Origin of the sequence: Streptomyces tubbatahanensis (genome assembly GCF_022699385.1) — a bacterium.
Taxonomy (GTDB): Bacteria; Actinomycetota; Actinomycetes; order Streptomycetales; family Streptomycetaceae; genus Streptomyces; species Streptomyces diacarni.
The window spans coordinates 7655496-7680213 of sequence record NZ_CP093846.1 but is presented as its reverse complement, the minus strand read 5'-3'; the positions used below and the strand labels follow the sequence as shown (position 1 = coordinate 7680213).

19 protein-coding genes and 2 pseudogenes are annotated in these 24718 nt (G+C 69.8%); 7 read left to right on the top strand and 14 right to left on the bottom strand.

Annotation, left to right across the window (positions count from 1 at the left end):
* Window positions 1-152: 152 nt before the first annotated feature.
* Window positions 153-608, top strand: a pseudogene (locus MMF93_RS32955) (GNAT family N-acetyltransferase); the annotation flags it as partial.
* Between the two features lie 70 nt (window positions 609-678).
* Here MMF93_RS32955 and MMF93_RS32950 read toward each other — a convergent pair.
* From MMF93_RS32950 to MMF93_RS32925, 6 genes are all read right to left on the bottom strand, one after another.
* Entirely contained in the window at window positions 679-1488 is an 810-nt protein-coding gene (locus tag MMF93_RS32950; RefSeq protein WP_242757034.1) for a GntR family transcriptional regulator, read from the bottom strand.
* Window positions 1485-2387 carry a carbohydrate ABC transporter permease gene (locus MMF93_RS32945; protein ID WP_242757032.1) on the bottom strand — a complete coding sequence of 301 codons (903 nt, stop codon included), beginning with the start codon at window positions 2385-2387 and terminating at the stop codon, window positions 1485-1487. The genes MMF93_RS32950 and MMF93_RS32945 overlap by 4 nt, the downstream gene beginning before the upstream one ends.
* Window positions 2388-2398: 11 nt before the next feature.
* Window positions 2399-3268 (bottom strand): carbohydrate ABC transporter permease, encoded by an 870-nt coding sequence (locus MMF93_RS32940; protein WP_242757030.1) that lies wholly within the window; start codon window positions 3266-3268, stop codon window positions 2399-2401.
* Window positions 3269-3363: 95 nt separating this feature from the next.
* Entirely contained in the window at window positions 3364-4707 is a 1344-nt protein-coding gene (locus MMF93_RS32935) for an extracellular solute-binding protein (protein WP_242757028.1), read from the bottom strand.
* Between the two features lie 7 nt (window positions 4708-4714).
* Entirely contained in the window at window positions 4715-6250 is a 1536-nt protein-coding gene (locus MMF93_RS32930) for a DUF4127 family protein (RefSeq protein ID WP_242757026.1), read from the bottom strand.
* Window positions 6251-6997: 747 nt separating this feature from the next.
* Complete coding sequence (locus MMF93_RS32925) at window positions 6998-8029, bottom strand: helix-turn-helix transcriptional regulator (protein ID WP_242757024.1); 1032 nt, start codon at window positions 8027-8029, stop codon at window positions 6998-7000.
* 146 nt (window positions 8030-8175) lie between these two features.
* On the opposite strand from MMF93_RS32925, the gene MMF93_RS32920 reads away from it, so the two are divergent.
* Complete coding sequence (locus MMF93_RS32920; RefSeq protein WP_242757022.1) at window positions 8176-9573, top strand: MFS transporter; 1398 nt, start codon at window positions 8176-8178, stop codon at window positions 9571-9573.
* A 501-nt stretch (window positions 9574-10074) separates the two neighbouring features.
* On the opposite strand, the gene MMF93_RS32915 is transcribed toward MMF93_RS32920, so the two are convergent.
* From MMF93_RS32915 to MMF93_RS32895, 5 genes are all read right to left on the bottom strand, one after another.
* Window positions 10075-10467 (bottom strand): hypothetical protein, encoded by a 393-nt coding sequence (locus MMF93_RS32915; RefSeq protein WP_242757020.1) that lies wholly within the window; start codon window positions 10465-10467, stop codon window positions 10075-10077.
* 90 nt (window positions 10468-10557) lie between these two features.
* The gene (locus MMF93_RS32910; RefSeq protein ID WP_242757018.1) at window positions 10558-11016 is read right to left on the bottom strand and encodes a hypothetical protein; all 459 of its coding nucleotides are present in this window, start codon (window positions 11014-11016) and stop codon (window positions 10558-10560) included.
* 10 nt (window positions 11017-11026) lie between these two features.
* Window positions 11027-13396 carry a molybdopterin oxidoreductase family protein gene (locus MMF93_RS32905; RefSeq protein ID WP_242757016.1) on the bottom strand — a complete coding sequence of 790 codons (2370 nt, stop codon included), beginning with the start codon at window positions 13394-13396 and terminating at the stop codon, window positions 11027-11029.
* A gap of 136 nt (window positions 13397-13532) precedes the next feature.
* Complete coding sequence (locus MMF93_RS32900) at window positions 13533-14600, bottom strand: tellurite resistance/C4-dicarboxylate transporter family protein (protein WP_242757014.1); 1068 nt, start codon at window positions 14598-14600, stop codon at window positions 13533-13535.
* 412 nt (window positions 14601-15012) lie between these two features.
* The gene (locus MMF93_RS32895) at window positions 15013-16134 is read right to left on the bottom strand and encodes an FAD-dependent oxidoreductase (RefSeq protein ID WP_242757012.1); all 1122 of its coding nucleotides are present in this window, start codon (window positions 16132-16134) and stop codon (window positions 15013-15015) included.
* 54 nt (window positions 16135-16188) lie between these two features.
* Between MMF93_RS32895 and MMF93_RS32890 the strand changes: the two genes are divergently transcribed.
* The 3 genes from MMF93_RS32890 (at window position 16189) to MMF93_RS32880 (ending at window position 18716) form a co-directional block, all read left to right on the top strand.
* The gene (locus tag MMF93_RS32890) at window positions 16189-16881 is read left to right on the top strand and encodes a TetR/AcrR family transcriptional regulator (protein WP_242757010.1); all 693 of its coding nucleotides are present in this window, start codon (window positions 16189-16191) and stop codon (window positions 16879-16881) included.
* An 85-nt stretch (window positions 16882-16966) separates the two neighbouring features.
* Window positions 16967-17476 (top strand): GNAT family N-acetyltransferase, encoded by a 510-nt coding sequence (locus tag MMF93_RS32885; protein ID WP_242757009.1) that lies wholly within the window; start codon window positions 16967-16969, stop codon window positions 17474-17476.
* 718 nt (window positions 17477-18194) lie between these two features.
* Entirely contained in the window at window positions 18195-18716 is a 522-nt protein-coding gene (locus MMF93_RS32880) for a hypothetical protein (RefSeq protein WP_242757007.1), read from the top strand.
* 136 nt (window positions 18717-18852) lie between these two features.
* Here MMF93_RS32880 and MMF93_RS32875 read toward each other — a convergent pair whose 3' ends face one another.
* A complete protein-coding gene (locus MMF93_RS32875) occupies window positions 18853-20274 on the bottom strand; it encodes an MFS transporter (RefSeq protein WP_242757005.1) in 1422 nt (473 codons plus the stop codon).
* 471 nt (window positions 20275-20745) lie between these two features.
* Between MMF93_RS32875 and MMF93_RS32870 the strand changes: the two genes are divergently transcribed.
* Together MMF93_RS32870 and kdgD are read left to right on the top strand one after the other, a co-directional pair.
* Window positions 20746-21927 (top strand): L-talarate/galactarate dehydratase, encoded by a 1182-nt coding sequence (locus MMF93_RS32870; RefSeq protein WP_242757003.1) that lies wholly within the window; start codon window positions 20746-20748, stop codon window positions 21925-21927.
* A gap of 111 nt (window positions 21928-22038) precedes the next feature.
* A complete protein-coding gene (gene kdgD, locus MMF93_RS32865; RefSeq protein ID WP_242757001.1) occupies window positions 22039-22965 on the top strand; it encodes a 5-dehydro-4-deoxyglucarate dehydratase in 927 nt (308 codons plus the stop codon).
* 102 nt (window positions 22966-23067) lie between these two features.
* Here the strand turns inward: kdgD and MMF93_RS32860 are convergent.
* Window positions 23068-23157, bottom strand: a pseudogene (locus MMF93_RS32860) (epoxide hydrolase); the annotation flags it as partial.
* Between the two features lie 14 nt (window positions 23158-23171).
* Entirely contained in the window at window positions 23172-24674 is a 1503-nt protein-coding gene (locus MMF93_RS32855) for a sulfatase family protein (RefSeq protein WP_242757888.1), read from the bottom strand.
* Window positions 24675-24718 lie beyond the last annotated feature (44 nt).

Genomic DNA, 24718 nt, shown 5'->3' with positions numbered 1-24718 from the left:
ACGAGCCCCGCTCAGTAGCCCTGAAACCGGATCAGCGCTTCTCACCGCATCGTGACCGCCGCTGCCGTGCCTCTCCGGCTCCGCCCCCTACACGCAGGACGTTGCCCCGAGAACGCCGTCTGGGCGGGGCCGGTCCTGCCGCGTTTGTATTCAAGTCCGCGGACCTCGTCGTCGATCCCGTACTGCCCGACGGCGTGACCCTCCGCCGTGTCACCGCCAGATCAGACCTGCGACGCATCGCCACCATGGAGAGCGCTGTCTGGGGCGAGGACTGGAGTTGGCTCGCCGACGACCTGGCCGCCCGGGTCGAGAATGCCTCGGAAAACACCATCGTCCTCATCGCCGAGGCACGCAGTGAGGTCGTCAGTGCGGCCTGGCTGGTGCTCAACGACGGTGTCGACTTCGGAGGCCTCTGGGGCGGCTCGACGCTCAAGGAATGGCGCGGACAGGGCATCTACCGGGCCCTGGTCGCGCGCCGGGCCCAACTCGCGGCTGCCCGCCGTGTCCCCTACGTCTACGTCGATGCCTCCGTCGACAGCGCCCCGATCCTCACCCGCCTTGGCCTGCACGCCGTCACCGCGACGACACCGTATGTCTGGTCGCCCTGAGCTCGGTCGGGCTTCGCCGGTTCCTCGGCTCGTCCTTGTGTGGAGCACCCCCACAAGCGGAGGGGTCACCTCAGACCCGCGGGCTTCGCGGAGGGCCGCTCCGGTCTCGGGAGTGGGTTCGCCGGACGGTCAGGCGGACGTCGTAGCGGTCGGCGCGGTACAGGCTCGTCGTGGCTTCCTGGGGCCGGTCCCGCTCGTTCATCCCGACCCTGCGTACGTGAAAGGCCGCGGAGCCGGAGGGAACGCCCAGGAGCGCGGCGCTGCGCTCGTCCAGAGTGACGGCGCTCCATGCTTGTTCAGCGCGCACCAGGTGGAGCCCGTAGTCGCGTTCGAGGACGCGGTAGAGCGACCCGTCGAGGTCGTCGCGGGCAAGCAGCCCGGGGACGCGCGCGCTGCGCAGGTGCGCTGTCTCCAGGCACATGGGGCGCGCGTCGGCCATCCGCAGCCGGACGAGCCGGGTGACCTTCTCCGTCGGTTCCGTCCCGAGATCCTCGGCCGTCCGGCGGCCTGCCTCCGTCTCGTCGGAAGCCAGGACCCGGGTGCTGGCTTGCAGGCCCCTGGCCTGCATGTCCTCGGTGAAGGAGGTGAGCATGTGCGACTTGGAGATGGTGGGTGCCGCGACGAAGGTGCCCGCGCCGTGCACCCGGTAGACGGCTCCCGCCTCCGCCAGTGCGTCGAGGGCCTGGCGGACGGTGGAGCGGCTGACCTGGTACCGCGCGGCCAACTCCCTCTCCGTCGGGAGCAGGGAGTGGGGTTCGCGGTGGCCGATCTCCCTCCTCAGCCGCCGGCGCAGGACCTCGTGTTTAGACAGCCGGCCGTACTCGTCGACCGGCCGACGCTCGCCCGTCCTCTCCCCTGGGCTGCCGGGTGCGGGCGTCATCCCTTGACTCCGGTCAGCGCGATGCCCCGCACGAAGGTCTTCTGGGCGAAGAAGAACAGCACGACCACCGGGACGGCGGCCAGGAGGGACGCGGCCATGGTCAGGTTCCATTCGACCTGGTAGGTGGAGCGGAACTGGGCCAGGCCCACGGGGATGGTCCAGTTGCTGTCGTTGTTGCCGACGTACAGCAGGGGGCCCATGAAGTCGTTCCAGCAGAAGGTGAACTGGAAGACGGCGACCGCCGCGAGCGCGGGGCGGGTGAGCGGAAGCACCACGCGCAGCAGCGTGCGCAGCTCCCCGCAGCCGTCGATACGTGCCGCTTCCAGGTACTCCTGGGGGATGGTGAGGAAGAACTGGCGCAGCAGGAAGATGGAGAACGCGTGGCCGAAGAAGAAGGGCACGATCAGCGGCGCCAGTGTGCCCACCAGGCCGAGGGAGGCCCACATGGAGTACAGCGGTACGAGCGTGACCTGAGCCGGCAACATCATGACGGCGACGGTCAGCAGCAGCCACACGTGACGTCCCCGCCATCGCAGCTTGGCCATGGCGTACGCGGCCGGGACGCTGGAGAGCAACGTGCCCACGGTGCCGAGCCCCGCGTACAGGAAGGTGTTCGCGGCGTACCGCGCCAGGGGGATGCGGGTGAAGACGTCAGCGAAGTTGTGCCACTGGAAGTCCTCGGGCCACAGGCGGGGCGAGAGTGTCTGTGCGTTGGTCATCAGCGAGGTGAGCAGGATCAGGGCGAACGGCATCAGCACGATGAAGGCCAGCGCGATCAGCAGCGAGCGTTCGGCCACGCTCTCCAGCCACCGTCGGCGGCGACCGCGGCCGCGCGGCTTCCGCGGCCGGGTTTCGGGGGCGACGGCGGTGGGGCGGCGGGAAGGGGCGAGTACGGACATCGGCCGGCTCCTCACATGTCCGAGGCCCAGCGGCTGGCCCGCCGGAGCGTGACGAATGCGACGCAGAAGGACACCGCGAACAACAAGAGCGCCAGCACCGAGGCGTAGCCCATGTTGAAGTAGCGGAACCCCTGCTTGTACAGCAGGACGGGGAAGAACAGCGTGGAGTCGTTCGGGTATCCCAGTGACTCGGCCCCGGTCGTGGCGCCTCCGGAGAGTGAGGTCGCCACGACGTAGGCCTGTGTGAAGTACTGCAGCGCGTCGATGGCGGCTGTGACGGCCGCGAAGACGAGGACCGGGCGGACGGCGGGCAGAGTCACGTGCCACAGCTTGCGCAGCTTGCCCGCGCCGTCCAGGTCGGCCGCCTCGTAGAGCTGCTGCGGCACGTCGAGCACCGCCGCCAGGAAGATGACCATGAGGTTGCCCACCATCCAGGAGTCGAGCATCAGCAAGGACGGCTTGGCCCACCGCGGGTCGTCGAACCACAGGGGGCCGTCGATGCCCACCGACGAGAGCAGCGTGTTGACCGGGCCCGAGGACGGGTTGAGCAGCACGACGAAGGCGAGGGCCGCGGCCACCAGCGGCATGAGGTGCGGAAGGTAGAAGACGGTGCGCAGCAGCCCGCCGCCGCGCCTCGCCCGGGAGATGAGCAGGGCGACGAAGAAGGCGAACATCAGCTTGACGGGGACTCCGATCAGCAGGATCCACGCGCTGTTGCGGACCCCGGTGAGAAGGGCCTCGTCGTGGAGGAGGAACGCCCAGTTGTCCAGACCGATGTACGTGGCCGGGGAGATGAGGTCGTAGCGCGTCAGGGAGAGGTAGACATTCGCGAGCAGGGGGTAGGCGAAGAAGACGGTGAAGCCGAGGGCCCAGGGGGCCATGAGGCCGACGACGGCCCAGTTGACGCGTCTCGGTCGGCCGGCGCTCCTCGTCGACGGTCTCGTACGGTTCCGGGGGCGCGGAGGGAGTGTCGTCATCAGCGCTCCATCCCGATGGTGACCTGGTCAAGAAAGCTGTCGATCGTGCGTGCCTGCTCGGCCAGGCCCTTGTCCGCGTCCTGGACTTCGCCGGATTCCCACTGCTGGAAGAAGGCGGCCATCGAGTCCTGGTAGCTGACTCCGGCAGGTGTGCTGGGCGGCACCTTGCTGTGCGGGTCGGCCGCCATGTCGAGGAACGGCTTGAAGTGCGGTATCGCCGCCAGCTTCGGTGACCGCAAAGCCGCCTTCGTCGTGGGAACGTTGTGCAGTCCTTCGGCGAGGGCGACCTGCGCCCTCGGGCTGGTGGCGAGCCATCTGACCAGACGCCATGCCGCGTCCGGGTGGGCGCTGCGGTGCGTCACTCCGGCGAGATGCACGGTCCAGGCGCCCGCGCCGTACTGCTGGGGGCGGTCGTCCGGAGCGGGGAAGGGCGCTGTGCCGTAGTCGAGGTCCTTCGCCTCGTTCTCGACGAAGGCCGTGCGGAACTCCCCGTCCAGCATCATGGCCAGTTGCCCCGTCTGGAAGGCGTTCGAGGCGCTGTACTGGGCGCCCGCTCCCGCGGTGAAGGCGCGCAGCTTGTCGTAGCCGTACCAGTCGATGAGCTTCTTGCGCCAGGCCAGCAGCCGGCGCCAGTCGGGGTCGGCGGCGACCGCGGAGCCACCGTCCTTGTCGAACCACTCGGCGCCCCACAGCTGGGCCTCGTACGTGGGGCGGTTGGCGTAGAACAGGGTCAGTGGCGCGTAGCCGGCGACGCGGATGTCGCCCTGACCGTCGCGTCGGGTCAGCTTGCGTGCGTAGGCGTCGAGTTGGCTCATGGTGCGGGGCGGCTCGGTGAAACCTGCCTCGGCGAGCTTCTTCTTGTTGTAGTAGAGGCCGTAGATGTCTCCCAGCACCGGCAGAGCACATCGCTTGCCGCCCGCGGAGGTGGCTTTCCACGCTGCGGGGACGAACACCCCGGGATCGAGGCCGTCGCGCTCGATGTAGTGCGACAGGTCGCGCCAGCCGCCGCTCGGACAGTACACCCCGGCCAGATCGCTCTGCGGCGCCCACTGCACATCGGGGGCGGGGCCACCGCGGAGGGCGGCCACCATGCGGTCGTTGTTCTGCGAACCGACGCTGCGCACGGTGATCCAAGGGTGTTCCTGCTCGAAGCGTTGCAGGACCTTGTTGAAGACGTCGAGTTCCCGGCCGCTGTAGGCGCTCCACACGGTGATCGTCACCGGCTCGCGGCCCGGCTGGTCCAAGGGGACGTCAGGGGCTGCCACGCCGCAGCCGGTGAGGAGGGCGCAGCACAGGAGTACGGGCAGAAGAAGACGGCGCAGCAGGTTGTGGGGCGGGCGCATACCGATCTCATCTCTCCTGAGGGCGGAGCAGTTCGAAGTCGATCTCGAAGGTGCGCTCCCACGGCAGCAGCAGGGAGCGGGGCTCGACGGCCCACCCCTCGAAGCCGAGGAACCGGCCTGCCGCGGAGGCCAGTTGCTCGGCGATCCAGGCCCGGACCGTCTCGACCTTCTCCTCGGGCAGCGTGCTGTGCCGCACCTGATCGGTGAAGCGTGCGAGTGCCGCGCCCCGGATGTCGGTCATGTAGGCGCAGTCCTCCACGAGGCGGTGCAGGAGCAGACGATGATGTGCGGCCGTGTCCGCCACGCCGTGTTCGCGGGCGGCCGTGTGGACCGCTCCGTGTGCCAGGGCGCTGCCCACGGTGTTGCCCGCGGTGTTCCATCCGGCGTATCCGGCGAGGCCGGTGAGCGGCATCCGACGTGCGAGGGCGGACACCAGCGCGGGATCGGACCCGTTGGGGTAGGCGCAGTCGGCCACCACGACGGGGGTACCGGCCCAAACGTGGCCGGCCACCGTCTCCGCGGTGGCGCGCACTTCAGGGTGCTCGGGGTCGCGGACCGTCGGATGCTGGTGGGCCCAGTCACCACCGGCCGGGTCGGGCGGGTGCACGACCACGATCAGTTCGGCTTCCTCGGCCGGCACCTTACGGCCTCCGACACCGCGCAGGTGGCCGTCCGCGCCTTGGCCGATCGGGAGGTTCTCGTACGGGGCCACCCGCTCCAGGCCGTGCTCGACACCGCACGTGACGGCGACGGACAGCGGCTCCGAGCGCAGTTGCGCCAGCACCGCCCTCGCCACCAGGACTGCGCCCACCTCGTCGGCACCGGGGTGCATCGAGACCCCGGACGCGGCCGGGAGGGCCGTCTGTTTCCAGTGCGCGAGCCAGTGCTGTTCGAGGCTTCCCGCTGAACGCTCCGCGGTGTCATCGGCCGTGACCAGGAGAGTGTCGAGGACGCCGTCGGCAGCGAGGGAGAGCGCGCCGAGGTTCACGGTGTGGTTGCGGAGGCGCCGCCTGCTGAAGTCGGCCACGTGTGTCGCGGGCAGGCGCTCTCGGAAGGCGTCGACGGACTCGTCGTCGGCTTGCGGCTCCTCGAGGTAGGCGCGGTGCAGGGCTGCCCCGTAGCGGTGCAGGTCCGCACCGATGTCCGCCCAGTAGTCCGGTTCCTCGTCGCGGTTGTAGGAGTTGGGCGCGCGGGTGACCAAAGAGACGGCGTGGACGGCGCTGGCGGGTGAGACCCGACGGATGTGTCGGAGCACTTCCCAGCGCTCCAGCACGGCCACGGCGGGTTCCTGCGTCGTGCGTGAGGCGATCAGGCCTCCGTATCCGAGCATGTCGAGCGAGACGACGAGGGCGTCCAGCGGGGTCCGGCCGTCGACGGCGGCCTCCAGCCATCGGACGAGAGCACCGGTCGCGGCGGGGTACTTCTTGCGGCTGAGGTCCCCGGCCGGTGGCAGGTGGACGTGTGCCCCCGCGAGAGCCCCCACCAGTTGAGGCAGATGCGTGTTGACGGGGCGCTCGTCGAGAGGCAACAAAGCGATGTGCACGGTTTCTCCTGGGCGGCGAGAAGGCAGGCGGCCGATTTTGGTCCGCTCCAATTCGGCCAGTCAAGAGCCTTGCGCAGGAACTACCAACCTCGTTCGGGATATTGGTTCGTACCACTTGGCCATCTCGCATGCCGACACCCGCGCTCGCGTTTCGTGCTGACTCCCTCTGGCGCTTGGTGGACACTGGCGGAACTCCACAGTTGGGCTTGCTCAGAGGTAGGCCGCCGTCCGCGGAGCCCCGGCCCAGAACAGGCGAGAGGTATGGCGGCGAAGAAGCGGCCGCAGGCCGCAGGGCCACGTGGTCGCAGGGCCGCATATAAAGAGGGCCGCTACTCCGACGAGCTCCGGAAGAGCCGCCCTTCTGCGACGCCCTGACCGGGAGACGCGCATGGCGTCTCGTCACACGGCGCGACGCGGACGACGTCGTCCGGTAGGGACACTGCGCGTCGCAGACCATTGCCTCGGTCTGCCGCCAAGGGCGACCACTGACGTGCGGCCTCCACGGGACGCACATGCGCGCGCCCGAGAGGGCCGACGCCACCTGTTCCTGGCCGGGATAGCCCTGTTCACGACTCCCCCCGGCCGCAACCGTGGCACCGGAGCTTCTGTGGCCACGTTCCCGACGCGGGCGTCGCGATGAGCCCGAGCCGGGCTCCTCCGTCGCGGAAACGAATCCCCGACACCGGCGGCGGCCGACCGATGGTGAGTTTCGGTTCGCAGTGGCGGAATCAACTGGTCAGGGTGCGCTCAGGCGTTGGAGGACGAGCGAGGCCCGTCCGCTTCGGCGACCTGTTGTGCTCGGTGCAGGCGCGAGGTGATCCGCGCCATGGCGTCGCGGAGTTCGGCCGGCCGCACGTCGCTCAGGTCCGCGTCGAAGGTGACGAACAGGCCAGCGATGCCGGCCCAGGACCAGCCGCCGATAGTGAACCTGCAGCGGTGGGAGTCGACGGGTTCCACGTGGGATCCGCCGGGGGCCCAGCGTGCCACGAGATGTGCGGGCAGCTCGATGGTGGCCGATCCGACGCATTGCCACTGCCCTGCGGTGTCACCGCGTTGGGGGTTCTGCACGACGAGCCGGGTGAGGTCTTCCTGAGTGAGTGGCCGGGGGCGGAAGACTGCTCCTGCGGGTGTCCGGGGGGCGATGCGGTCGATGCGGTAGGTGTGCCACGCGTCGTGGTGGTGCTCGCGGGCGACGAGGTACCAACGGCCGGCCCAGACGACCAGGTGATGAGGCTCGACCTCGCGCGGTGGGTGGAAGTCGGGTGCCCCGGGTGCGGGAATCCTGCCGTCGTGTGTGCGGTAGTCGAACCGCAGCACGCGCGTGGTACGGATGGCCGACCCGACGGCTTGCAGGATGGTGACATCGACGGGCGGGGCGGCGAACTCCCAGTAGTTGCGCAACACCGTCACATCGAAGGATTCGGTTGCGGCCCGCAGCCGAGCAGGCATCACCTGCCGGAGGGTGGTGAACGCCCTGGCGACGGCGTCGTCGATGCCGGTGACGGTCGCGGGAGCGGTCTGCAGGGCGAGGGCGATCGCGATGGCCTGGTCGTCGTCCAGCACGAGAGGCGGCAGCTTGCCGCCCGCGCCGAGGCGGTAGCCCCCGCCCGGGCCCTTGAGCGCGTCCACGGGGTAACCGAGCTCGCGGAGGGTGTCGATGTCGCGGCGCAGGGTCCGGGCGCTCACCTCGAGGCGGTTCGCGAGTTCCGCGCCGGGCCACGCGACGCGCGCCTCGAGCAGGGAAAGCAAGCGCAGGATCCGGGCGGACGTGTCAGGCATGGCTTCTACAGTCCCAGAAATAGCGGTCATTTGACGGCCGTCACCAGTGTCACGGTGCGTGCATGGACACCAACACGTCAGCTTCCGCGCCATCGGCCCGGTCCTCTGCCGGTGAGTCGGCGGTCGCGGGCCGTCACGCTTCGTTCGTGCTTCTGATCGTCTTGTTCGCGTCGTTTATGGATCTGCTGGATGTCACGATCGTCACTGTCGCCGCCCCCGACATCGCGGGCGACCTGCACGCCGGCGAGGCGCAACTGCAGTGGATGCTCGCGGCATACACCCTCGCCCTGGGCTCCGGCCTGGTCACCGGTGGACGGGTGGGCGACGACCACGGCCGCCGTCGGGTGTTCCTCGTAAGCCTGGCATGCTTCGCGGTGGCCTCCGCGGCGTGCGCGTTGGCGCCCACCGCCGGGGCGCTGATCGCGGTTCGGTCCGTGCAGGGCCTGGCAGGCGGTTTCATGGTTCCGCAGGTCTTCGGCATCATCCGCTCGTCTTTCGCGCCGAGGGCCCGGGCCAAGGCCTTCGGCGCGTACGGCGCGGTCCAGGGCCTGGCATCGGTCGCCGGTCCCCTGCTGGGTGGCGTGCTGGTGGACGCGGACCTATGGGGACTGGGCTGGCGGACGATCTTCTGGATCAACGTGCCTGTGGCCGTCGTCGCGCTGGTCGCGGGGGTACGGGTACTGCCCGAGTCCGTCGGCGTCGGGCGGTCCCGTCTCGACGTGACAGGCGCCTTTGTGGCGGCGGTCGCGGTGCTGCTGATCCTGGTGCCCCTGACGCAGGGCCGGGACTGGGGCTGGCCCTGGTGGGGCTGGGCACTGCTCGCGGCCGGGTTCGCCCTGCTGGGCGCGTTCGTCGCTCATGAGCGTTCCCTCGCGGCACGCGGTGGGCATCCCGTTCTGGACCCGGGGCTGCTGTCGATCCGTTCGTTCAGCGCCGGGCTGGGGGCTTCGTTGCTGTTCTTCGGGGCCCTCGCGCCGTTCTTCCTGGTCCTGTCCCTCTACCTACAGGCCGGTACGGGACGTTCGGCGTGGGAGACGGGTGTGGTCATCCTGCCGTACGCGATCGGGTCGATGCTCACGTCCGGTGCGGGCGTCGCGTTGGCGGGCAAGGCCGGCCGGGCGCTGCTGGTCACCGGGGCGCTGACGCTTGCCGCCTCACAGGCGCTGCTGTTCTTCCTCGTCCGTGACGGAGCCGCTCCCGGCGCCTGGCCCCTCGCTGCGGCGATGTTCGTCGGCGGACTCGGGCTCGGGCTCGGGGCTCCGATCCTGGTCAACGTCGTTCTCGCGGGCGTTCCCCGGCGGCAGGCCGGCGCGGCCGGCGGCGTCCTGTCCACGGTGAACCAGATCGGCGGCGCGGTCGGCGTCGCCTCGCTGGGCACCGTCTTCTTCAACGCGCTGCCCTCCTCCCCCACCTCCTCGGAAAACCCGCACACGGTGTTCGGGCACGCACTGGCCGAGGTCATGCCCTGGCAGATCGGCGCCTCTCTGCTGGCTGCTGCCTTGATGCTCGCGCTGCCCAAGGCGGCTGCGGTGCAACGGGACTGACCGGGTCTCGGCGAGGTGTCCGGCCGCGCCGCGGCCGGACACGCGGGGGGCGGCGTCGCCGGAACGTGCTCGCCGTGCCGCCTGTGCGGGGCCTGCTCCTCCAGGCGAATCCCGTCGGGCGTGATGACCCCGTCTTCGCCGTCGGCCTGCGACGCGTGCTGCGTGGGCGCGGCGCTCCCAGTCTGCCGCCATTCTCCTGCTCACCGGGCTTCTCGGCGTCTGCCTGATCCTTCAAGGCGTCTTCGTCGCCGACCCGCATGTGGGGAACCCGATCGGCAGCCAGGGGACGGCGGACCCGACGTTGCCCGGCTGGGTACACGGCATCACCAAGTTCCCGGCCTTCGCCACGTACACCGGTGTGCCCCTCGCCGCTGTCCGGCGCGGTTCGGTCGAGCCCCCCAGCCCTCGCCTGCCCGGCGGAGCGAGGCGAGGTGACGCGTATGTGCGGGACTCATCGGCGGGCCCCGCTGAAGCACACCGCGTTGCGCGCGGGCCGGGTGGTCAGTCGCGGTGGTCGCGCTGTTCGCTTTCCTCTCCGCGGTGGTAGAAGAAGGCGCTGAAGATGCCTGCCAGAGTGCTGACCACCGTGATGGCATAGATGTCGACGAGGACGGAGATCGCTTTGCCGACGCCGGTGAGTGGGTTCGTCAGCGACGAGGAGAGCGTCGTCATCTGTGCCGTCGTCCAGAACAGGGCGTCGCCGAAGTTGTGCACCCCGGTCGTGGGGGCGTGCCGCTCCGCGAAGTAGATGCAGACACCGGCGAGGACGTCGACGATCACGGTGAGTACGAAGGCCTTCACGAGCCTGGTACGCAGGCTCAGGTGTGTCGGGCTCGCCGCACGGACGACGTCCCACACGTCCTCGGCCAAGGATCTGAGAACTCGGTGAACCATGGGGCACCCTCCAGCCTCGGTTCAGAGACCGCCGAGAGCAGGCCAACAGGCAGCCTCCGCGCTCTCCCGCCGCTTCGTGCCGACGTCGGCTCAGGGGGCGACAATCAGGGTCTGCGGTGCCACGGCTTTCATACGCATGCGGAGCCAGTCGAGCTGGTCCCCCGTCTCCTCGCCGTACTGCTGGGTGAGGTGGATCAGGTCGCGGTCGCGGGCGGCACTGGCTGCTTGCCGGATGAGTGTCCAGGTGATGTCGACCAGGTTGGTGAGCTGATAGAGGTCCAGCAGGTCGCGCAGCAGGCCGGCAGGACCGTTGCGGGCCGAGGACAGTCCCTGGGCGTGCAGCCGGTCCGGGACGGGTTCGTCCGCTGGTGCGCAGCGTTCCAGGACGGGTGCCAGCGCTTGGGCGTGTGCGGTGCACTGGCGGGCGAAGCGTGCGGTGGTCCAGTGCACGTCTCCGTCTGCGACGTGTCCGTCGGAGACCGTCCGGTAGCCGGCGCTGAGCGCTTCTTCCGTCGCGTGGAGGAAGTGCAGGTAGGTGACCAGGTGCATGGGGTTGTTCTCACTCCCTGCCGGTGTCGGCGAAAGGACGCACGGGCGCGGAGGCCGTGGTGATGGGGGCGGGCGCGGGCCCGTCTCCGGGCCGGATCCGAGTGACGGAGACCGCGGCGACTTTGAGTTCGGGCTGTTTGGAGACCGGGTCCCAGCCGTTGAGCGTGAGTTCGTTGGCGGCGGTTTCGGGCTCCCCGTAGTGCCAGGGAGCGAAGACCACGCCCTCGCGCACGTGGGAGATCCGGGCGGGTGCCTCGATGCTGCCGCGGCGAGAGGCGACCCGCACGATGTCGCCCTCGGCGATGCCGAGCCGCTGCGCGTCGGGGGCGGAGATCTCGACCCACATGGCGGGGGCTGCCTCGTTCAGCCGGCGGCTCCGCTTCGTCTTGGTGCGGGTGTGCCAGTGGTAGACGGTGCGGCCGGTGGTCAGCCGCATCGGGTAGGTCGCGTCGGGCTCCTCGTAGGGGTGATCGTAGGCGGTGGTCTTGAGGATGGCCCGGCCGTCGACCCCGCGGGCCCGGTAGGCCGTCTCGCCGATTGGGGCTCCGGTCGCCAGATGGTGTCCATAGGTCTCACACGTCTCCACGGCGGTGTTGAAGACGCCGTCGGTGAAGAGGCGTTCGGTGCCGTTGGGCGCCTCGCTCGTGCACGGCCACTGCACGCCGCCGACGTCGTGGAGTTTCTGGTACGTGAGGCCCGAGTAGTCGCAGGGCCGCCCCGCGCTCGCCGCCTTCCACGCCTCGAAGGCCTGCTCGGAGGTGTCCCAGGCGGGAAGCGGGTGTCCGTCCTTGTCGGCGAATCCCATACGGCGGGCGTAGTCGGTCCAGATGGCCTGGTCGCCGCGGGCCTGGCCGGGCGGTTCGACGGCCTTCTCCTGGAGGTGCACCGTGCGGTCGACGTTGGTGAACGTGCCCGTCTTCTCCGCCCACAGCGCCGCCGGCAGTACCACGTCCGCCAGCTCGGTGGTCTCCGTGCGGTAGCCGTCGGAGACCACGACGAAGCACTGGTCGCCGGAGAGGATGCGGCGGATGCGGGCGAGGTCGGTCTGGGAGACGGCCGGGTTCGTGCCGGCGATCCACAGGAAACCGATCGAGCCCTGCTCGGCGAAGCGGAGGATGGCGTTGGCGTCGGTGGGTGCGGACCAGTGCGGGATCACCAGCGGGTCCACGTTCCACAGTTCGGCCAACTCGCGCACGTGGTCGGGGTTGTCCCAGTTGCGGAAGCCCGGCAGGGCGGGCCCGCAGCCGGCCTCCCGGTTGTTCTCCGCCGAGGGCTGGCCGTTCATCTGCAGGATCCCGGCACCGGGGCGGCCGAGCATGCCCCGCAACAGGTGGAGGTTGTTGACCTGGCAGGAGGCCGCGGTGGCCTGATGGGACTGGTAGAAGCCCATCGAGCAGGTGGAGACCACCCGCTCACTGGTGCCGAAGATCTCTGCTGCCGCCCGGATGTCGCGCGCGGGCACCCCGCAGATCTCCGCCGCCCATTCAGGGGTTGTCTCACGGGTGAGCCGGTCGAGTTCGTCGAAGCCCACGGTGTGCGCCCGCACGTAGTCCTCGTTCACCCAGCCGCGAGCGATCAGCTCGTGCACCAGAGCGTTCATCACCGCGAGGTTGGTGCCGTTGCGGACAGGCAGGTGCACCGTGGCACGTTCGGCCACCTTGGTGCGCCGCGGGTCCACACACACCAGCCGTGGCGGGTCTCCCGCGTCGAGGCGGTCGAGCATGCGGGTCCACAGCACGGTCTGCGTCTCGGCGACGTTGTGCCCGAACAGGAACAGGGCGTCGCAGCTGTCGACGTCGGTGTAGGAACCGGGCTGGCCGTCGGAGCCGAAGGACTCCTGGAAAGCGGAGGCAGCGGTGGCGGTGCACAGGCGGGTGTTGCCGTCCATGTGCGGGGTGCCGATCCCGGCCTTCCCGATGACGCAGAGCGTGTAGTACTCCTCGAGCATCAACTGCCCTGAGGTGTAGAAGGCGTGGCTGAGCGGCCCCTTGCTCTTCAGCAGGGACCGGGAGCGCTCCACCACCGCTGCCATGGCCGTGTCCCAGTCGGTCTCCACCAGCCGGCCGCCCTCGCGGATCAGCGGGGTGGCCAGCCGGTCGTGCTGCTGGCCCTGCCACCCGTACAGTCCCTTCGGGCCGAGCCGTCCGTGGTTGACGCGGTCCTCGGCCCGCCCCCGCACACCGACCATCCGCCCGTCGCTGACGGCCACTTCGAGCCCGCACCCGTTCGAGCACAGCAGGCAGGCGCCCCGCACCCACTCCTGCACGTCGGCCTCGGCGACTCCGTCGACGAGGTACTGGTCCACTCGCCTGGGCCACGAGGCCCCTGTGGCGAAGGGGGTACGCGGCCCCCAGATGTCCGCGACACGCTCGCCGCTCATGTTCCACCGTCCCTTTCATCCCACTGCTGCGGAGGGTCACCACCGTTTGTCTCGCTGCTGCGGAGGGGTACCGGCGACCGCCCGCCTACCGCGCAGCGCCCCCTTCGTATCGCCTTTCGACGGCTCTGCCCGCACCTCACCGGGCCTCGTGTGCCTCGTACTGTGCGGGGGCAGCGTCTCCCTTCCCCGGGAACAGGAGTGTCTTGCCCATGGCGATAGCCACGGCAGCCCATGCGGCGAAGCCGATCCACACCTCCACCCGGGCGATGTCGACCATGAAGCCCAAGCCCGTCACACGGCCGTAACCCGCGCTCGCCGCGCCGTACATGCCGAGGGGGAAGACCATGCTCCACAGCGTGGGCTCGTACCCCACCCGCTCCCGCTCGATCAGGTGGCGCCGCACGCCGAACGACAGCAGGAACGGAATCCACCAGGTGCCGAAGGCCCACAGCAGGAACGCCAGCCCGGAGATCACCTGCCGGGTCTGTGCCATGACAGGCAGGGAGGCGGGCAGGGCGAGGAGGCCGGCAGCGGCGAGCACGCTGATGGCCGTGGCGCCCATGTAGACCCAGTAGGTCGGGCTCAGCGCGTGCGGGGTGACCGGGTCGTCGAGGAGGCGGACGGTGACGAGGCCGACCAACATCAGGTACAGCACCACCCCGATCCCCCAGAACGCAACGGCCAGCGGGGCGAAGGCCGCCGTCAGGCCGGGCTCTGCCGCGGCGAGGGCGGCTGTCACGCCGGCCATCGACTGGGTGCCGACCACCCACATGAACCAGCTGCCGTTCGTTCTCGGCAGCACCGGTCCCCGGCGGCGTCCGACCACCATGGCGCCCGGGATCGCGTAGGTGAGGAGCAACCAGACCGGAACACTCGCCGCGGCGAGAGCTGCGGTGGCCGGCGTGTGACCGTCGAGAGCCAGTCGGCTGGCCAGCACGTTGGGAGCCGCTACGAGAGAGAAATAGCCGAACGCCCGCCCCGGGTCCCGGCAATCCGCCCGCACCCGCCCGGGAAAGGCGACCGCACGCCAGACATAGGCCACCAGGAGCAGAACGAAGGCGAGGGCGGCCACCGCCAGGAGGATGTCGGAGAGCACCTGCCAGTCGAAGGAGGCGAGCCCGGTGGAGACGATGCCGGTCGCCATCACCAAGGCGGCGTAGGCCGGGTGCAGGTCGGCGACTCCCTGGCGGAGGCGGGCCGTCATGGGGCGGCCGCCGCCGACTCCGGCGCTCTCACCCCGGGTGCGGTCTCACCACGCGGCGGCCGGCGCACTGTGCAGGTGCGGACGGCGTGGACCCTCCGGACCTGCGCGACGGTCCGCGTCCTGCATACCCCCACAGTCAATGGTCGTTCTCCCTGCTGGTCAAAGCTGGTCGGAGCGTTACCACGCGCTCGCAGGCCGGCGCGTGGCGGCAGGCGCCGCGCGGAGTCGGTTCGCTCCCGCATCAGGACATCCCCACAGGCGGGCGTGGGTCGAGCGCCCCCTCTTGTCTACGTGTCCTGGGCGTGGATCCCCAGCGCATCCGTTCGTGTCGTCACCCGCCCGGCCCCTCGCCCCGCCGAACGGCCTGCCCGTGACGCCCTCGCGGTGACAGCCGTGCGTCTCCAGGCGACGGTCAGGACGGCTGGAGTTCGTCGAAGAGGGCGAGGGCTTCGGCGGGGTCCGGGCTCACCAGGCGTTCCAGACCGGCCGTGGTGATCTCCGCCCACCTGCCGGCGCGCGCCCACATCTTTTCCTCGAAGACGCGGACGACCTCGTCCGTATCCGCAGGCCGCGCGGCGGCGAGGGACTCGGCGAGTTCGGCGCCTTCGAGCATCGCCAAGTTCGCGCCCGCCCCCAGCGGGGGCATCAGATGGGCGGCGTCGCCCAGCAGCGTCACTCCGGGAACATGCGTCCAGGTGTGGGACACGGGCAGGACGTGGAGGGGACGGTGGACGAAGGCGGTGCCGTGGCGGAGGAGGTCGAGGGCGGGAGCGGCCCAGCCCTCGAACAGAGCCAGCAGGCGTGATCGCACGGCCTCTGCGTCGGCCAGGTCCAGGTTCCTGTGCCAGTCCAGTGGCGCGCGGAACTGGGCGTAGACCTTGACGTGGCCGCCGCTGTTGCGCTGGGCGACGAGCGCGCGGTTCACGCCGTACACCGCCAGGGAACCGTCGCCGACCAATCGGGCGAGGTCGGGGTGGCGGGTGTCGACGTCGTCCAGGGAGGTCTCGACCAGGGTGACGCCGGCGTAGTGCGGTGTCACCGAGGAGACCGCCTGGCGGACCCGCGACCAGGCGCCGTCCGCACCGACCACGAGGTCGAACGTCTCCTGCCGCCCGTCCGCGAAACGAACCAGGACGCCGCCCCCGGCCCCCGGCACCACCTGCGTGACGCCCTGCCCCCACCGGACGTCGAGAGGACCGAGCAGCAGGTCGCGGAGTTGCCCGCGGTCGATCTCGGGATTGGCCGTGTCATCCGGACGGGGTTGCCAGTCGCGCAGGACGATCCCGTCCGTGTCCAGGATGCGCATGGCCTGCCCCTCGGGACGGGCCAGCGCCCGGAACCGAGCCAGCAGCCCGGCCTTGTCCAGCGCGAGTTGGCCCAGCCCTTCGTGCAGGTCCAGCGTGCCGCCCGGAGGCCGGGCGTCCGGGGCGGGATCGCGTTCGAGGACCGCGACGGGATGGTCGTGACGGTGCAGGACGCGGGCGAGGCTCAGGCCGGCGGGGCCGCTTCCGACCACGGCGATGCGGTGTCTCATAGCGATACACTGTATTTTCACGGGACGACGCATCGCAACAGTACGGTGTGATCCATGACTGTCTGGGACCGTCCGGAGCCGCCTGCTCGCCCCGTGCCGCTCGACCGGGAGCGGATCGTCGCCGCCGCGATCGCGCTGGCCGACGAGGGCGGGCTGGAAGCGGTGTCCTTGCGCAAGGTCGCCGCTCGGCTGGGCGCGGGGCCGATGCGGCTGTACGGCTACATCTCCACCAAGGAGGAACTGCTCGACCTCTTGGTGGACGAGGTCCACGCCGAGATCCTCCCCGAGGAGCCGCCCGGCGACTGGCGGGAGGCGCTGCGCGTCCTCGCCCACCGCACCAGGCAGGCCGCCCTCCGGCACGAGTGGCTGGCCGACCTGCTCGGCGGACGCCCGACCCTGGGCCCCAACGGCCTCGCCGTGACCGAGGCTACGCTGGCCGCACTCGACGGCCTCGCCGATCTCGACACCGTCATGCGCGCCGCGGAAACCTACAGCGCCTACCTCAACGGCGCGATCAGGCGCGAGATCACGCATGCGCGTGCCGAGCGCGCCACGGGCCTGTCCAAGCGCGACTGGCAGCGCGCCCACGGCCCGCATGTGACGAGGATGCTCGCCACGGGCCGCTTCCCGGCACTGGCCAAGGCCGTGTACGACGGCACGGACGTGGACGCCGAGACGTCCTTCGCAACGGGTCTGGACTGGGTCCTCGACTCCGTGGCGGCCAAACTCACGTGCCCGCCGACGTGACGCGCAACCCCTGCGAGGTGTGAGCGAACGCGGGGCCGGCGCCCGCGGGCCGCGTGGGCTGAGCGCACGCGGCACAATGAGTCTCATGCCAGACGTATCCGTTCGCCTCGCAGGCGATGCCGACCGTGCCGTCGTGGAGCGGCTCTGGCTGATGTTCAGCCACGACATCTCGGAATTCGACGGTCGGTTGCCCAACGCCGACGGAACCTTCCGCAGTGACCGGCTCCAGACGGCCTTCTCCGAATCCGGCTGGGCGCCCTACCTCCTCACGAGTGGTGAGAGTCCTGCCGGGTTCGCGTTCGTCCGCGGCGTGAGCGCCCCGACACGCGTGCTGAACAGCTTCTTCGTGGTGCGCGGCGCACGGCGGACGGGCATCGGGCTGCACGCTGTTCAGGAGATCGTGGCCAAGCACCCGGGACCATGGGAAGTCGCGTTCCAGGATGCCAACAGCTCCGCTGTGCGCTTCTGGCGACGCGTCGCCACGGAGATCGCCGACGACGCATGGACAGAGGAACGCAGACCGGTGCCAGGCCGGCCCGACGTGCCTCCCGACGTCTGGATCTCGTTCAACACCCTTGCGCTGCCGGGCGACTGAGCTGGAGGGGGAGGAGGCCGCCGAGCACACTCGACGGCCTCCGCAGGCCCCGGCCGCACCCGGGCCGGGCCGGTGGCGCTTCGCCGGGCCGGAGGCACCGAGTTCAACAGACTCACCGCTTCTCCCACACAGGCACTGGGGGCAGACCGAGTTGCGCGCGAGCGCGGTCGGTGAGCTCCTGCACCAGCGCCGTCTTCGCTCGCGCGTACCCAGCCGGTGGCGTACCGGCGTCGACGACCGCCCGCTTGAGGTTCGCGTACCGGGCTCGGGTCGTGGTCGGCTACGCAATGCCACTCGGCTCGTACACGGCCGTCATCATGGCCACAGCGCGCTGCGATGTCCACGAGGGCGACGTCCACCAAGGTGCGGCTCCGGCTCGGAGCACCGCCGCGGGAGGGCTGTCTCACTGCGTCGGGTCTCGGGTCCCGGGGGCGTGCGCGCGTAGCCGCCCCCGCGCTCCCCTCCCCCTCATCCAGCCGGCTCGACCGGCGCCAAGGGATGCGCGCGGCACGACAGACACCGGACCGTGCGCTGCTTGCCGGGGAAGGCAGCGGGTAGGTGGCTCGACCTTGTGGGAATCCCCTCTCCGGCGGGAAGAAGGAAGAAGGCGGGGCTCGGGTTTTGTCGGGTGCTGGTACGGCTGTCGTCTGTTCGCAGCCGTTGCACTCCGCTTCCTTGCGCTCCACAAGGGGAACCACTTGCGCTCCACAGGGGAACCATGCGCATCACGACCGTCCTCGCCTTACTCGTCGCCCTGCTCGGGGGTACGTTCATCGCCGCGTATGCCACCGCTGCGGCTGCCGTACGCGGCCCCGCGTACGCGTCCGACGCCGCGGGAGGCCCCGCCGGAGCGGACGCGCTCGCTCCGGCCCGTACTTTCGCCGTCTCGGGGGCGTCCGGGGCATCGAGCGGCAGTGTGGGCAGCATGAGCAGCGCGGGGGGCCGCTACGTCACGAGCGGGATGAACGGCGTGAGCGGCCCGAGCGGGATGACCACCACGAGCAGCGTGGGCGGTATGAACGGCATGGGCGGAACGAGCAGCGCGAGCAGTACGAGCGGTGCTACCGGCGAGGGCTCCGGCAGCGGCTCGGGAGGCGCACGCGGCTGGTCCGCCGGTTCGTGGATCGCCTCTGCCGTGGTTGCCGGCATCGCACTGCTCTTTCTTACCGGTCACCGACTCGTCGCCCTGCTGGCGAACGCCCTGCGCCTCACGAAGCGCGCACGGCGCAACAGGCGGTGATCCCCTCACCGGGGTCGTGTGCGGCACGGGGGTCGTGTGCGGCACGGGGGTCGTGTGCGGCGCGGTGGAAATGACGAGACCTTCGAACCAGGTGGCTCGAAGGCACGTCAGGTGGAGCACGTGATCGGCTGCCGGCTTATGCGGTGGCGCGTGGGTGCCCGGGCAGCTCGACGCGCTTGATCTCGCGGACGATGACGAGGTAGCTGACCACGGCCATGGCCGCGCAGGCGCTGACGAAGGCCAGGGCCAGGTCGAAGGAGCCGGTGGCGTCGAGGAGCCAGCCGATGACGAGCGGCGTGACGATGCCGGCGACGGCACCGAAGGTGTTGAAGACACCGCCGGCGAGGCCCGCGATCTGCTTGGGTGCGACGTCGGACATGACGGCCCAGCCGAGGGCGCCCATCCCCTTGCCGAAGAAGGACAGAGACATGATCAGGACGACCAGCCAGGAGGCGGTCACGTAGTTGCAGATGATGATGCTGGTCGACAGCAGCAAGCCGGTGACGATGGGTATCTTGCGGGCGGCGGTCAGGCTGATGCCCCGCCGGGCCAGGCGGTCGGATAGCCAGCCGCCCAAAACGCCGCCGACGAACCCGCACAGGGCCGGCAGCGAGGAGACGAACCCGGCTTCGAGGATGCTCATGCCGCGCTCCTGCACCAGGTACACGGGGAACCAGGTCAGGAAGAACCAGGTGATGGTGTTGATGAAGTACTGGCCGATGAAGACACCGAGTGTGATGCGGTTCCTCAGCAGCGTCCCGATGTGCCGCAGATTCTCCTTGCCGGCCGCGGTTTCCCTGGCCTCCTTGGCTCCCTTGGACTCCTCGGCCTGCGCCCCCTCCTCGAGGGTGGGGGCGTCCAGGTCGACCAGTGCGCCGCCGGAGGAGATGTGGTCGAGTTCGCTCTTGTGGAGACGGGGGTGGCTGCGGGGAGCGTAGATGACCTTCGTCCACACCAGGGCGAGGACCACACCGATGCCGCCGATGACGGTGAAGACGTGCTCCCAGCCCATGGCGGTGACGAGCCAACCCATCAGCGGGGCGAAGGCGACGGTGGCGAAGTACTGGGCGGAGTTGAACAGGGCGGAGGCGAAGCCCCGCTCTTTGGTGGGGAACCAGGCGGCGACGATGCGCGAGTTGCCGGGGAACGAGGGTGCTTCGGCGAAGCCGACAGCGAAGCGGAGGATGAACAGCAGGACGACCGCGGCTCCGGCGAAGAAGCCGATGGCGCCCTGAAGCATGGTGAAGACAGACCAGACGAAGATGGCCAGGCCGTAGACCTTCTTCGATCCGAATCGGTCCAGCAGCCAGCCGCCGGGTATCTGGGCGATGAGGTAGGACCAGGAGAAGGCGGAGAAGAGGACACCCAGCTCGCCGGAGCTGATGTGCAGGTCCTCCTGCATGGAGTCGCCGGCGATGGAGAGGGTGGAGCGGTCCGCGTAGTTGATTGTGGTGACGACGAAGAGCATGGCCAGGATCAGGTGTCTGACGCGGCCTGTCCTGGGGGTTGCGGTGGGGACGGCGGTCGTCGGCTCGTCCTGCCGGTCGACAGCGGGCATGGTCACAACTCCTAGACCTGGGTGATGCGGCTGCGCTGCCGCGTGTGGTCCGAGCCACAGAACCGGTGGCTGAGTTGACCGTAGGGACCCGCACGATGCACGTCCATGTCCAATTTTGTTGGTTGCAATACAGTGCTTGAATGACGCCTTCGTGACGCGCGTATGCCGGGCACATGTCGGACGGGGCTGTTCCGGGCCCGCTCGTGGGAGCCACACGAGTGCGGCACGATGCTCTTCCTGAATGAGCGCATCCAAAACTTATGTTGGACGTAAATCGTGACCGCGCCTAGCGTCGAACTCATCGCACGGAGCGCTCCACGGCCGCGCACCGCTTCACGCGGCGGTGGGAGAGCCACAGGAGTACACGCCCACCATGCGTCATCCGGCACCGCGCTGCCACGATCCGCACCGGCCCGCACGATTTCCCGCCCCCGACGATTCCGCACCCGCCGCCGACCCCAGGGACACGAAGTGGTGACCACGACGCACACGACCTGCCATGCCGCGCGCACCGAGGGCGAGGCGACACTCGATCGGATCGCCTGGTTGCGTCTGTCCTCGGTGACGCTGCCGCTGGCGGCTCCGATCAGCGACGCGAAGGTCTTCACCGGTCGACAGAAGCCGATGACCGAGGTGGCCTTCCTGTTCGTGGAGCTGGCGACCGAGCAGGGACACGAAGGCATAGGCTTCAGCTATTCCAAGCGGGCCGGTGGACCAGGTCAGTTCGCCCACGCCAAGGAGATCGCCGAGACGGTGATCGGCGAGGACCCCAGCGACATCGGGAAGATCTGGACCAAGCTCGTGTGGGCCGGCGCCTCCGTGGGCCGCAGCGGTCTGGCCACCCAGGCCATCGCGGCCTTCGACGTCGCCCTGTGGGACCTCAAGGCCAAGCGGGCGGGACTGCCGTTGGCGAAGCTGTTGGGCGCCCACCGTGACTCGGTGCGCTGCTACAACACCTCCGGTGGCTTCCTGCACACTCCGACCGAGCAGGTGCTGGACAACGCCGAGGCCGCCCTGGCCAGCGGGATCGGCGGAATCAAACTCAAGGTCGGCCACCCGGACGGGAAGTACGACCTCGCCCGCCTGACCGCGGTGCGCGAGCACATCGGTGACGAGGTGGCGCTGATGGTCGACGCCAACCAGCAGTGGGACCGGCCCACCGCCCAGCGCATGGGCCGTGCCATGGAGGAGTACGGCCTCGTGTGGATCGAGGAGCCCCTCGACGCCTACGACGCCAAGGGGCACGCCGCCCTGGCGGCCTCTCTCGACACCCCGGTCGCCACCGGCGAGATGCTCGCCAGCGTCGCCGAGCACGTCGAGCTCATCCGCCACGACGCCGCCGACATCATCCAGCCCGACGCGCCCCGCATCGGCGGCATCACCCAGTTCCTCAAGCTGGCCGCCCTGGCCGAACATCACCAGTTGCAGCTCGCGCCCCACTTCGCCATGGAGATCCACCTCCATCTCGCCGCGGCCTACCCCATCGAGCCCTGGGTGGAGCACTTCGACTGGCTGGAGCCGCTGTTCAACGAGCAACTGGAGATCCGCGACGGCCGGATGCACGTCTCCTCCCGGCCCGGCCTCGGCTTCACCCTCAGCGAGCAGGCCCGCGCCTGGACCGTCACCTCCCACGAGGCCGGCACACGTCCCTGACGTGACACTGCCGGCCCGGGGCGCGCCGGCCGGCGGTGGGCGGCGCTGAGCCCCGCCCGGACACGTCAGACCAGCAGACACACACTCGTCAACTACAGGAGAAGCAGTCCCATGACGTCCTTCACCCCGGCAGAACTCGGCCGCCGTATCGGCTCAGGGCTGCTGTCCTTCCCCGTGACCCACTTCAAGGACGACCTGTCCTTCGACGAGGACACCTACCGCCGGAACATCGTCCGTCTCGGCCGGTACGACGTCGGCGGGCTCTTCGCCGCAGGCGGCACAGGCGAGTTCTTCTCCCTCACGCCGGCGGAGGTCGAGCGGGTCGTCGCCGCCGCCACCGACAGCGCCCCCGGCACCACCCCGATCCTGGCCCCGGCCGGCTACGGGACGGCCACCGCGGTCGAGTTCGCGGCTGCCGCCGAACGCTGCGGCGCCGACGGCATCCTCCTCTTCCCTCCCTACCTGACCGAAGTCGGCCAGGAAGGGCTGGCCCAGCACGTCGAGGCGGTGTGTCGCGCCACGTCGCTGGGTGTCGTCATCTACAGCCGCGCCAACGCGGTGTACTCCGCGGAGACCGTCGCCCGTCTCGCCGACACGTGCCCCAACCTGATCGGCTACAAGGACGGCGTCGGCGACATCGACACCGTGACCCGCATCCACGCCCGCCTCGGCGAACGCCTCACCTGCATCGGCGGGCTGCCGACCGCGGAAACGTACGCGCTGCCGTACCTTCAGCTGGGTGTGACGACCTACTCCTCGGCCATCTTCAACTTCCTGCCCGAGTTCGCCCTCGACTTCCACGCCGCCGTGCGCGAACTGCGCCAGGCCGACGTGACCCGCATGCTGTCCGACTTCGTCCTGCCCTACACGGAGATCCGCAATCGCCAGGCCGGTTACGCGGTCAGCATCGTCAAGGCCGGCATGACCGCCACCGGACACACCGCGGGCCCGGTCCGGCCCCCGCTCACCGATCTCACCCCGCAGGAGTGCGACGAACTCTCGGCTCTGATCGACAAGCTCCCCGGCACCACGGCCTGACCCTGACCCTGCCCCTGACGCAGACGGAGGTGGCAGGCACGGGTGACCGGCGCTCTGTGCGGTACGGGCCGCCGCTGACCGAGCGCCGTGCCCGGCCCGCGTTCACCGGCGAGCGGCCAGCACCGCCGCGAGGCCCTCTCGCAGGTCCTCGACGAAGAACTCGGGAACCTCAAGCGACGGAAAGTGGCCTCCGTTGGTGAACCCGCTCATCGGGTCTCGCCTGCCGGCCGCGGCGGGTCGGTGTCCTCCTTCTCGAAGGAGGACAGGGTGGTGTCGTAGTCGGTCGGGACGTCGTACATGGGCGTCATCCAGTGGAAGAAGTTGTCGCCCCGCTCGCGCAGCAGGTGATACAGGCGGTGGGTCAACTCTCGGCGTACGCCGCGTAGTTCCGGGTGCTCGTAGCGGTTGAGGAGTTCGTCCGGGTCGGTGTGGAGATCGTAGAGCTCGTTGTGCGACTCGGGGTTGACGACGAGCTTGTAGCGCCGCGTGCGCAGCATACGCTGCGGGTACGGGAAGTGGTGGCCGTGGTATTCGGCCAGGTGGTGCTCGTCCCATTCGGGGTGCTCACCACGCGCCAGCGGCAGGAGGCTGCGGCTGTCGACGGCCGGGGCGGGGTCGCTGCCGGCGAGCTCCAGGATCGTCGCCGTGAAGTCGGTCAGCGAGACGAACTCGTCGCGTACCTGTCCCGTCGGCCCGCCCGGCACCCGCAGCAGCCCGGGGATGCGGTAGATGTCCTCGTACATGGCCGGGCCCTTGTCGTGCAGCCGGTGGGCGCCGGTGAACTCGCCGTGGTCAGCGGTGAAGCACACCGCTGTGCGCTCATCCAGGCCCAGCTCCCGTACGCAGTCGAGGATGCGGCCGATCTGCTCGTCGATGAGGGTGACGTAGCCCCAGTAGACGGCGATCAGTTTGCGGCTTTCCTCGATCGGCATGGTGTCGAACGCCCACAGCTTGCTGTAGTTGCTCTGGACGGGCGGCTTGCCCCCGAACGTCTCCCCCACGGATGCCGGCAGGTCGACCACGTCCGGGTCGTACAGGTCGAAGTACGCGTCGGGGAGGATGTACGGCAGGTGGGGGCCGAAGAAGTGGGTGGCGAGGAAGAAGGGGTCGCCTTCTCCGCCGCGCTCGTCCTCGGTGAACCGGTGGAGCATCTCGATGGTGCGGCTGGCCAGGTAGTACTCGAAGGTCGCTTCGACGGGCTGGTGGAGCCGGGCCGCGAGGAGGTTCCCGGGGCTCCCGTTGGGGGTGGTGCCGCGCATCCGGTCGCTGATGGCGTAACCGGGAAGGCCGTGTTCTTCGAGATAGGCGAGGTAGTCGGGGTGGTCGACGGGGTTGTGCCAGCCCGCGAGGTCAGGGCCCTCGAAGCCGTAGTCGGCCGCGGTGCGCCGCACGCCGCCGTGCCACTTGCCCAGCAGGCCCAGGTGGTAGCCCTGGCTCCGTAGGTGCCCGGCGAAGGTGAACTGGTCGTCGGCGAGGTCTTCCAGATACCCCACGTTGCGCTCGTAGTTGGCGAGGAGTTTGTGCCGGAAGGGCGCGGCTCCGGTGAGCAGGCTGGCCCGGGCCGGCGTGCAGATGGCCGTGGGGGTGTAACAGCTGTCGAAACGGGTGCCTTCCGCGGCGAGGCGGTCCAGGTTCGGCGTACGCACGTGCGGGTTGCCGTAGGCGCCGAGGGTGTCGACCCGGTGCTGGTCGGTCATGAGGAAGAGCATGTTGGTGCGCACGGCGGTGCCTTTCCGGTCGTTCGAGTGCCCTT

Coding starts and splice junctions, on each gene's coding strand:
- MMF93_RS32950 (WP_242757034.1), bottom strand. CDS start 1,488: ATGACGCCCGCACCCGGCAGCCCAGGGGAGAGGACGGGCGAGCGTCGG.
- MMF93_RS32915 (WP_242757020.1), bottom strand. CDS start 10,467: ATGGTTCACCGAGTTCTCAGATCCTTGGCCGAGGACGTGTGGGACGTC.
- MMF93_RS32940 (WP_242757030.1), bottom strand. CDS start 3,268: ATGGCCCCCTGGGCCCTCGGCTTCACCGTCTTCTTCGCCTACCCCCTG.
- MMF93_RS32895 (WP_242757012.1), bottom strand. CDS start 16,134: ATGAGACACCGCATCGCCGTGGTCGGAAGCGGCCCCGCCGGCCTGAGC.
- MMF93_RS32890 (WP_242757010.1), top strand. CDS start 16,189: ATGACTGTCTGGGACCGTCCGGAGCCGCCTGCTCGCCCCGTGCCGCTC.
- MMF93_RS32885 (WP_242757009.1), top strand. CDS start 16,967: ATGCCAGACGTATCCGTTCGCCTCGCAGGCGATGCCGACCGTGCCGTC.
- MMF93_RS32855 (WP_242757888.1), bottom strand. CDS start 24,674: ATGCTCTTCCTCATGACCGACCAGCACCGGGTCGACACCCTCGGCGCC.
- kdgD (WP_242757001.1), top strand. CDS start 22,039: ATGACGTCCTTCACCCCGGCAGAACTCGGCCGCCGTATCGGCTCAGGG.
- MMF93_RS32875 (WP_242757005.1), bottom strand. CDS start 20,274: ATGCCCGCTGTCGACCGGCAGGACGAGCCGACGACCGCCGTCCCCACC.
- MMF93_RS32900 (WP_242757014.1), bottom strand. CDS start 14,600: ATGACGGCCCGCCTCCGCCAGGGAGTCGCCGACCTGCACCCGGCCTAC.
- MMF93_RS32910 (WP_242757018.1), bottom strand. CDS start 11,016: ATGCACCTGGTCACCTACCTGCACTTCCTCCACGCGACGGAAGAAGCG.
- MMF93_RS32945 (WP_242757032.1), bottom strand. CDS start 2,387: ATGTCCGTACTCGCCCCTTCCCGCCGCCCCACCGCCGTCGCCCCCGAA.
- MMF93_RS32880 (WP_242757007.1), top strand. CDS start 18,195: ATGCGCATCACGACCGTCCTCGCCTTACTCGTCGCCCTGCTCGGGGGT.
- MMF93_RS32905 (WP_242757016.1), bottom strand. CDS start 13,396: ATGAGCGGCGAGCGTGTCGCGGACATCTGGGGGCCGCGTACCCCCTTC.
- MMF93_RS32925 (WP_242757024.1), bottom strand. CDS start 8,029: ATGCCTGACACGTCCGCCCGGATCCTGCGCTTGCTTTCCCTGCTCGAG.
- MMF93_RS32935 (WP_242757028.1), bottom strand. CDS start 4,707: ATGCGCCCGCCCCACAACCTGCTGCGCCGTCTTCTTCTGCCCGTACTC.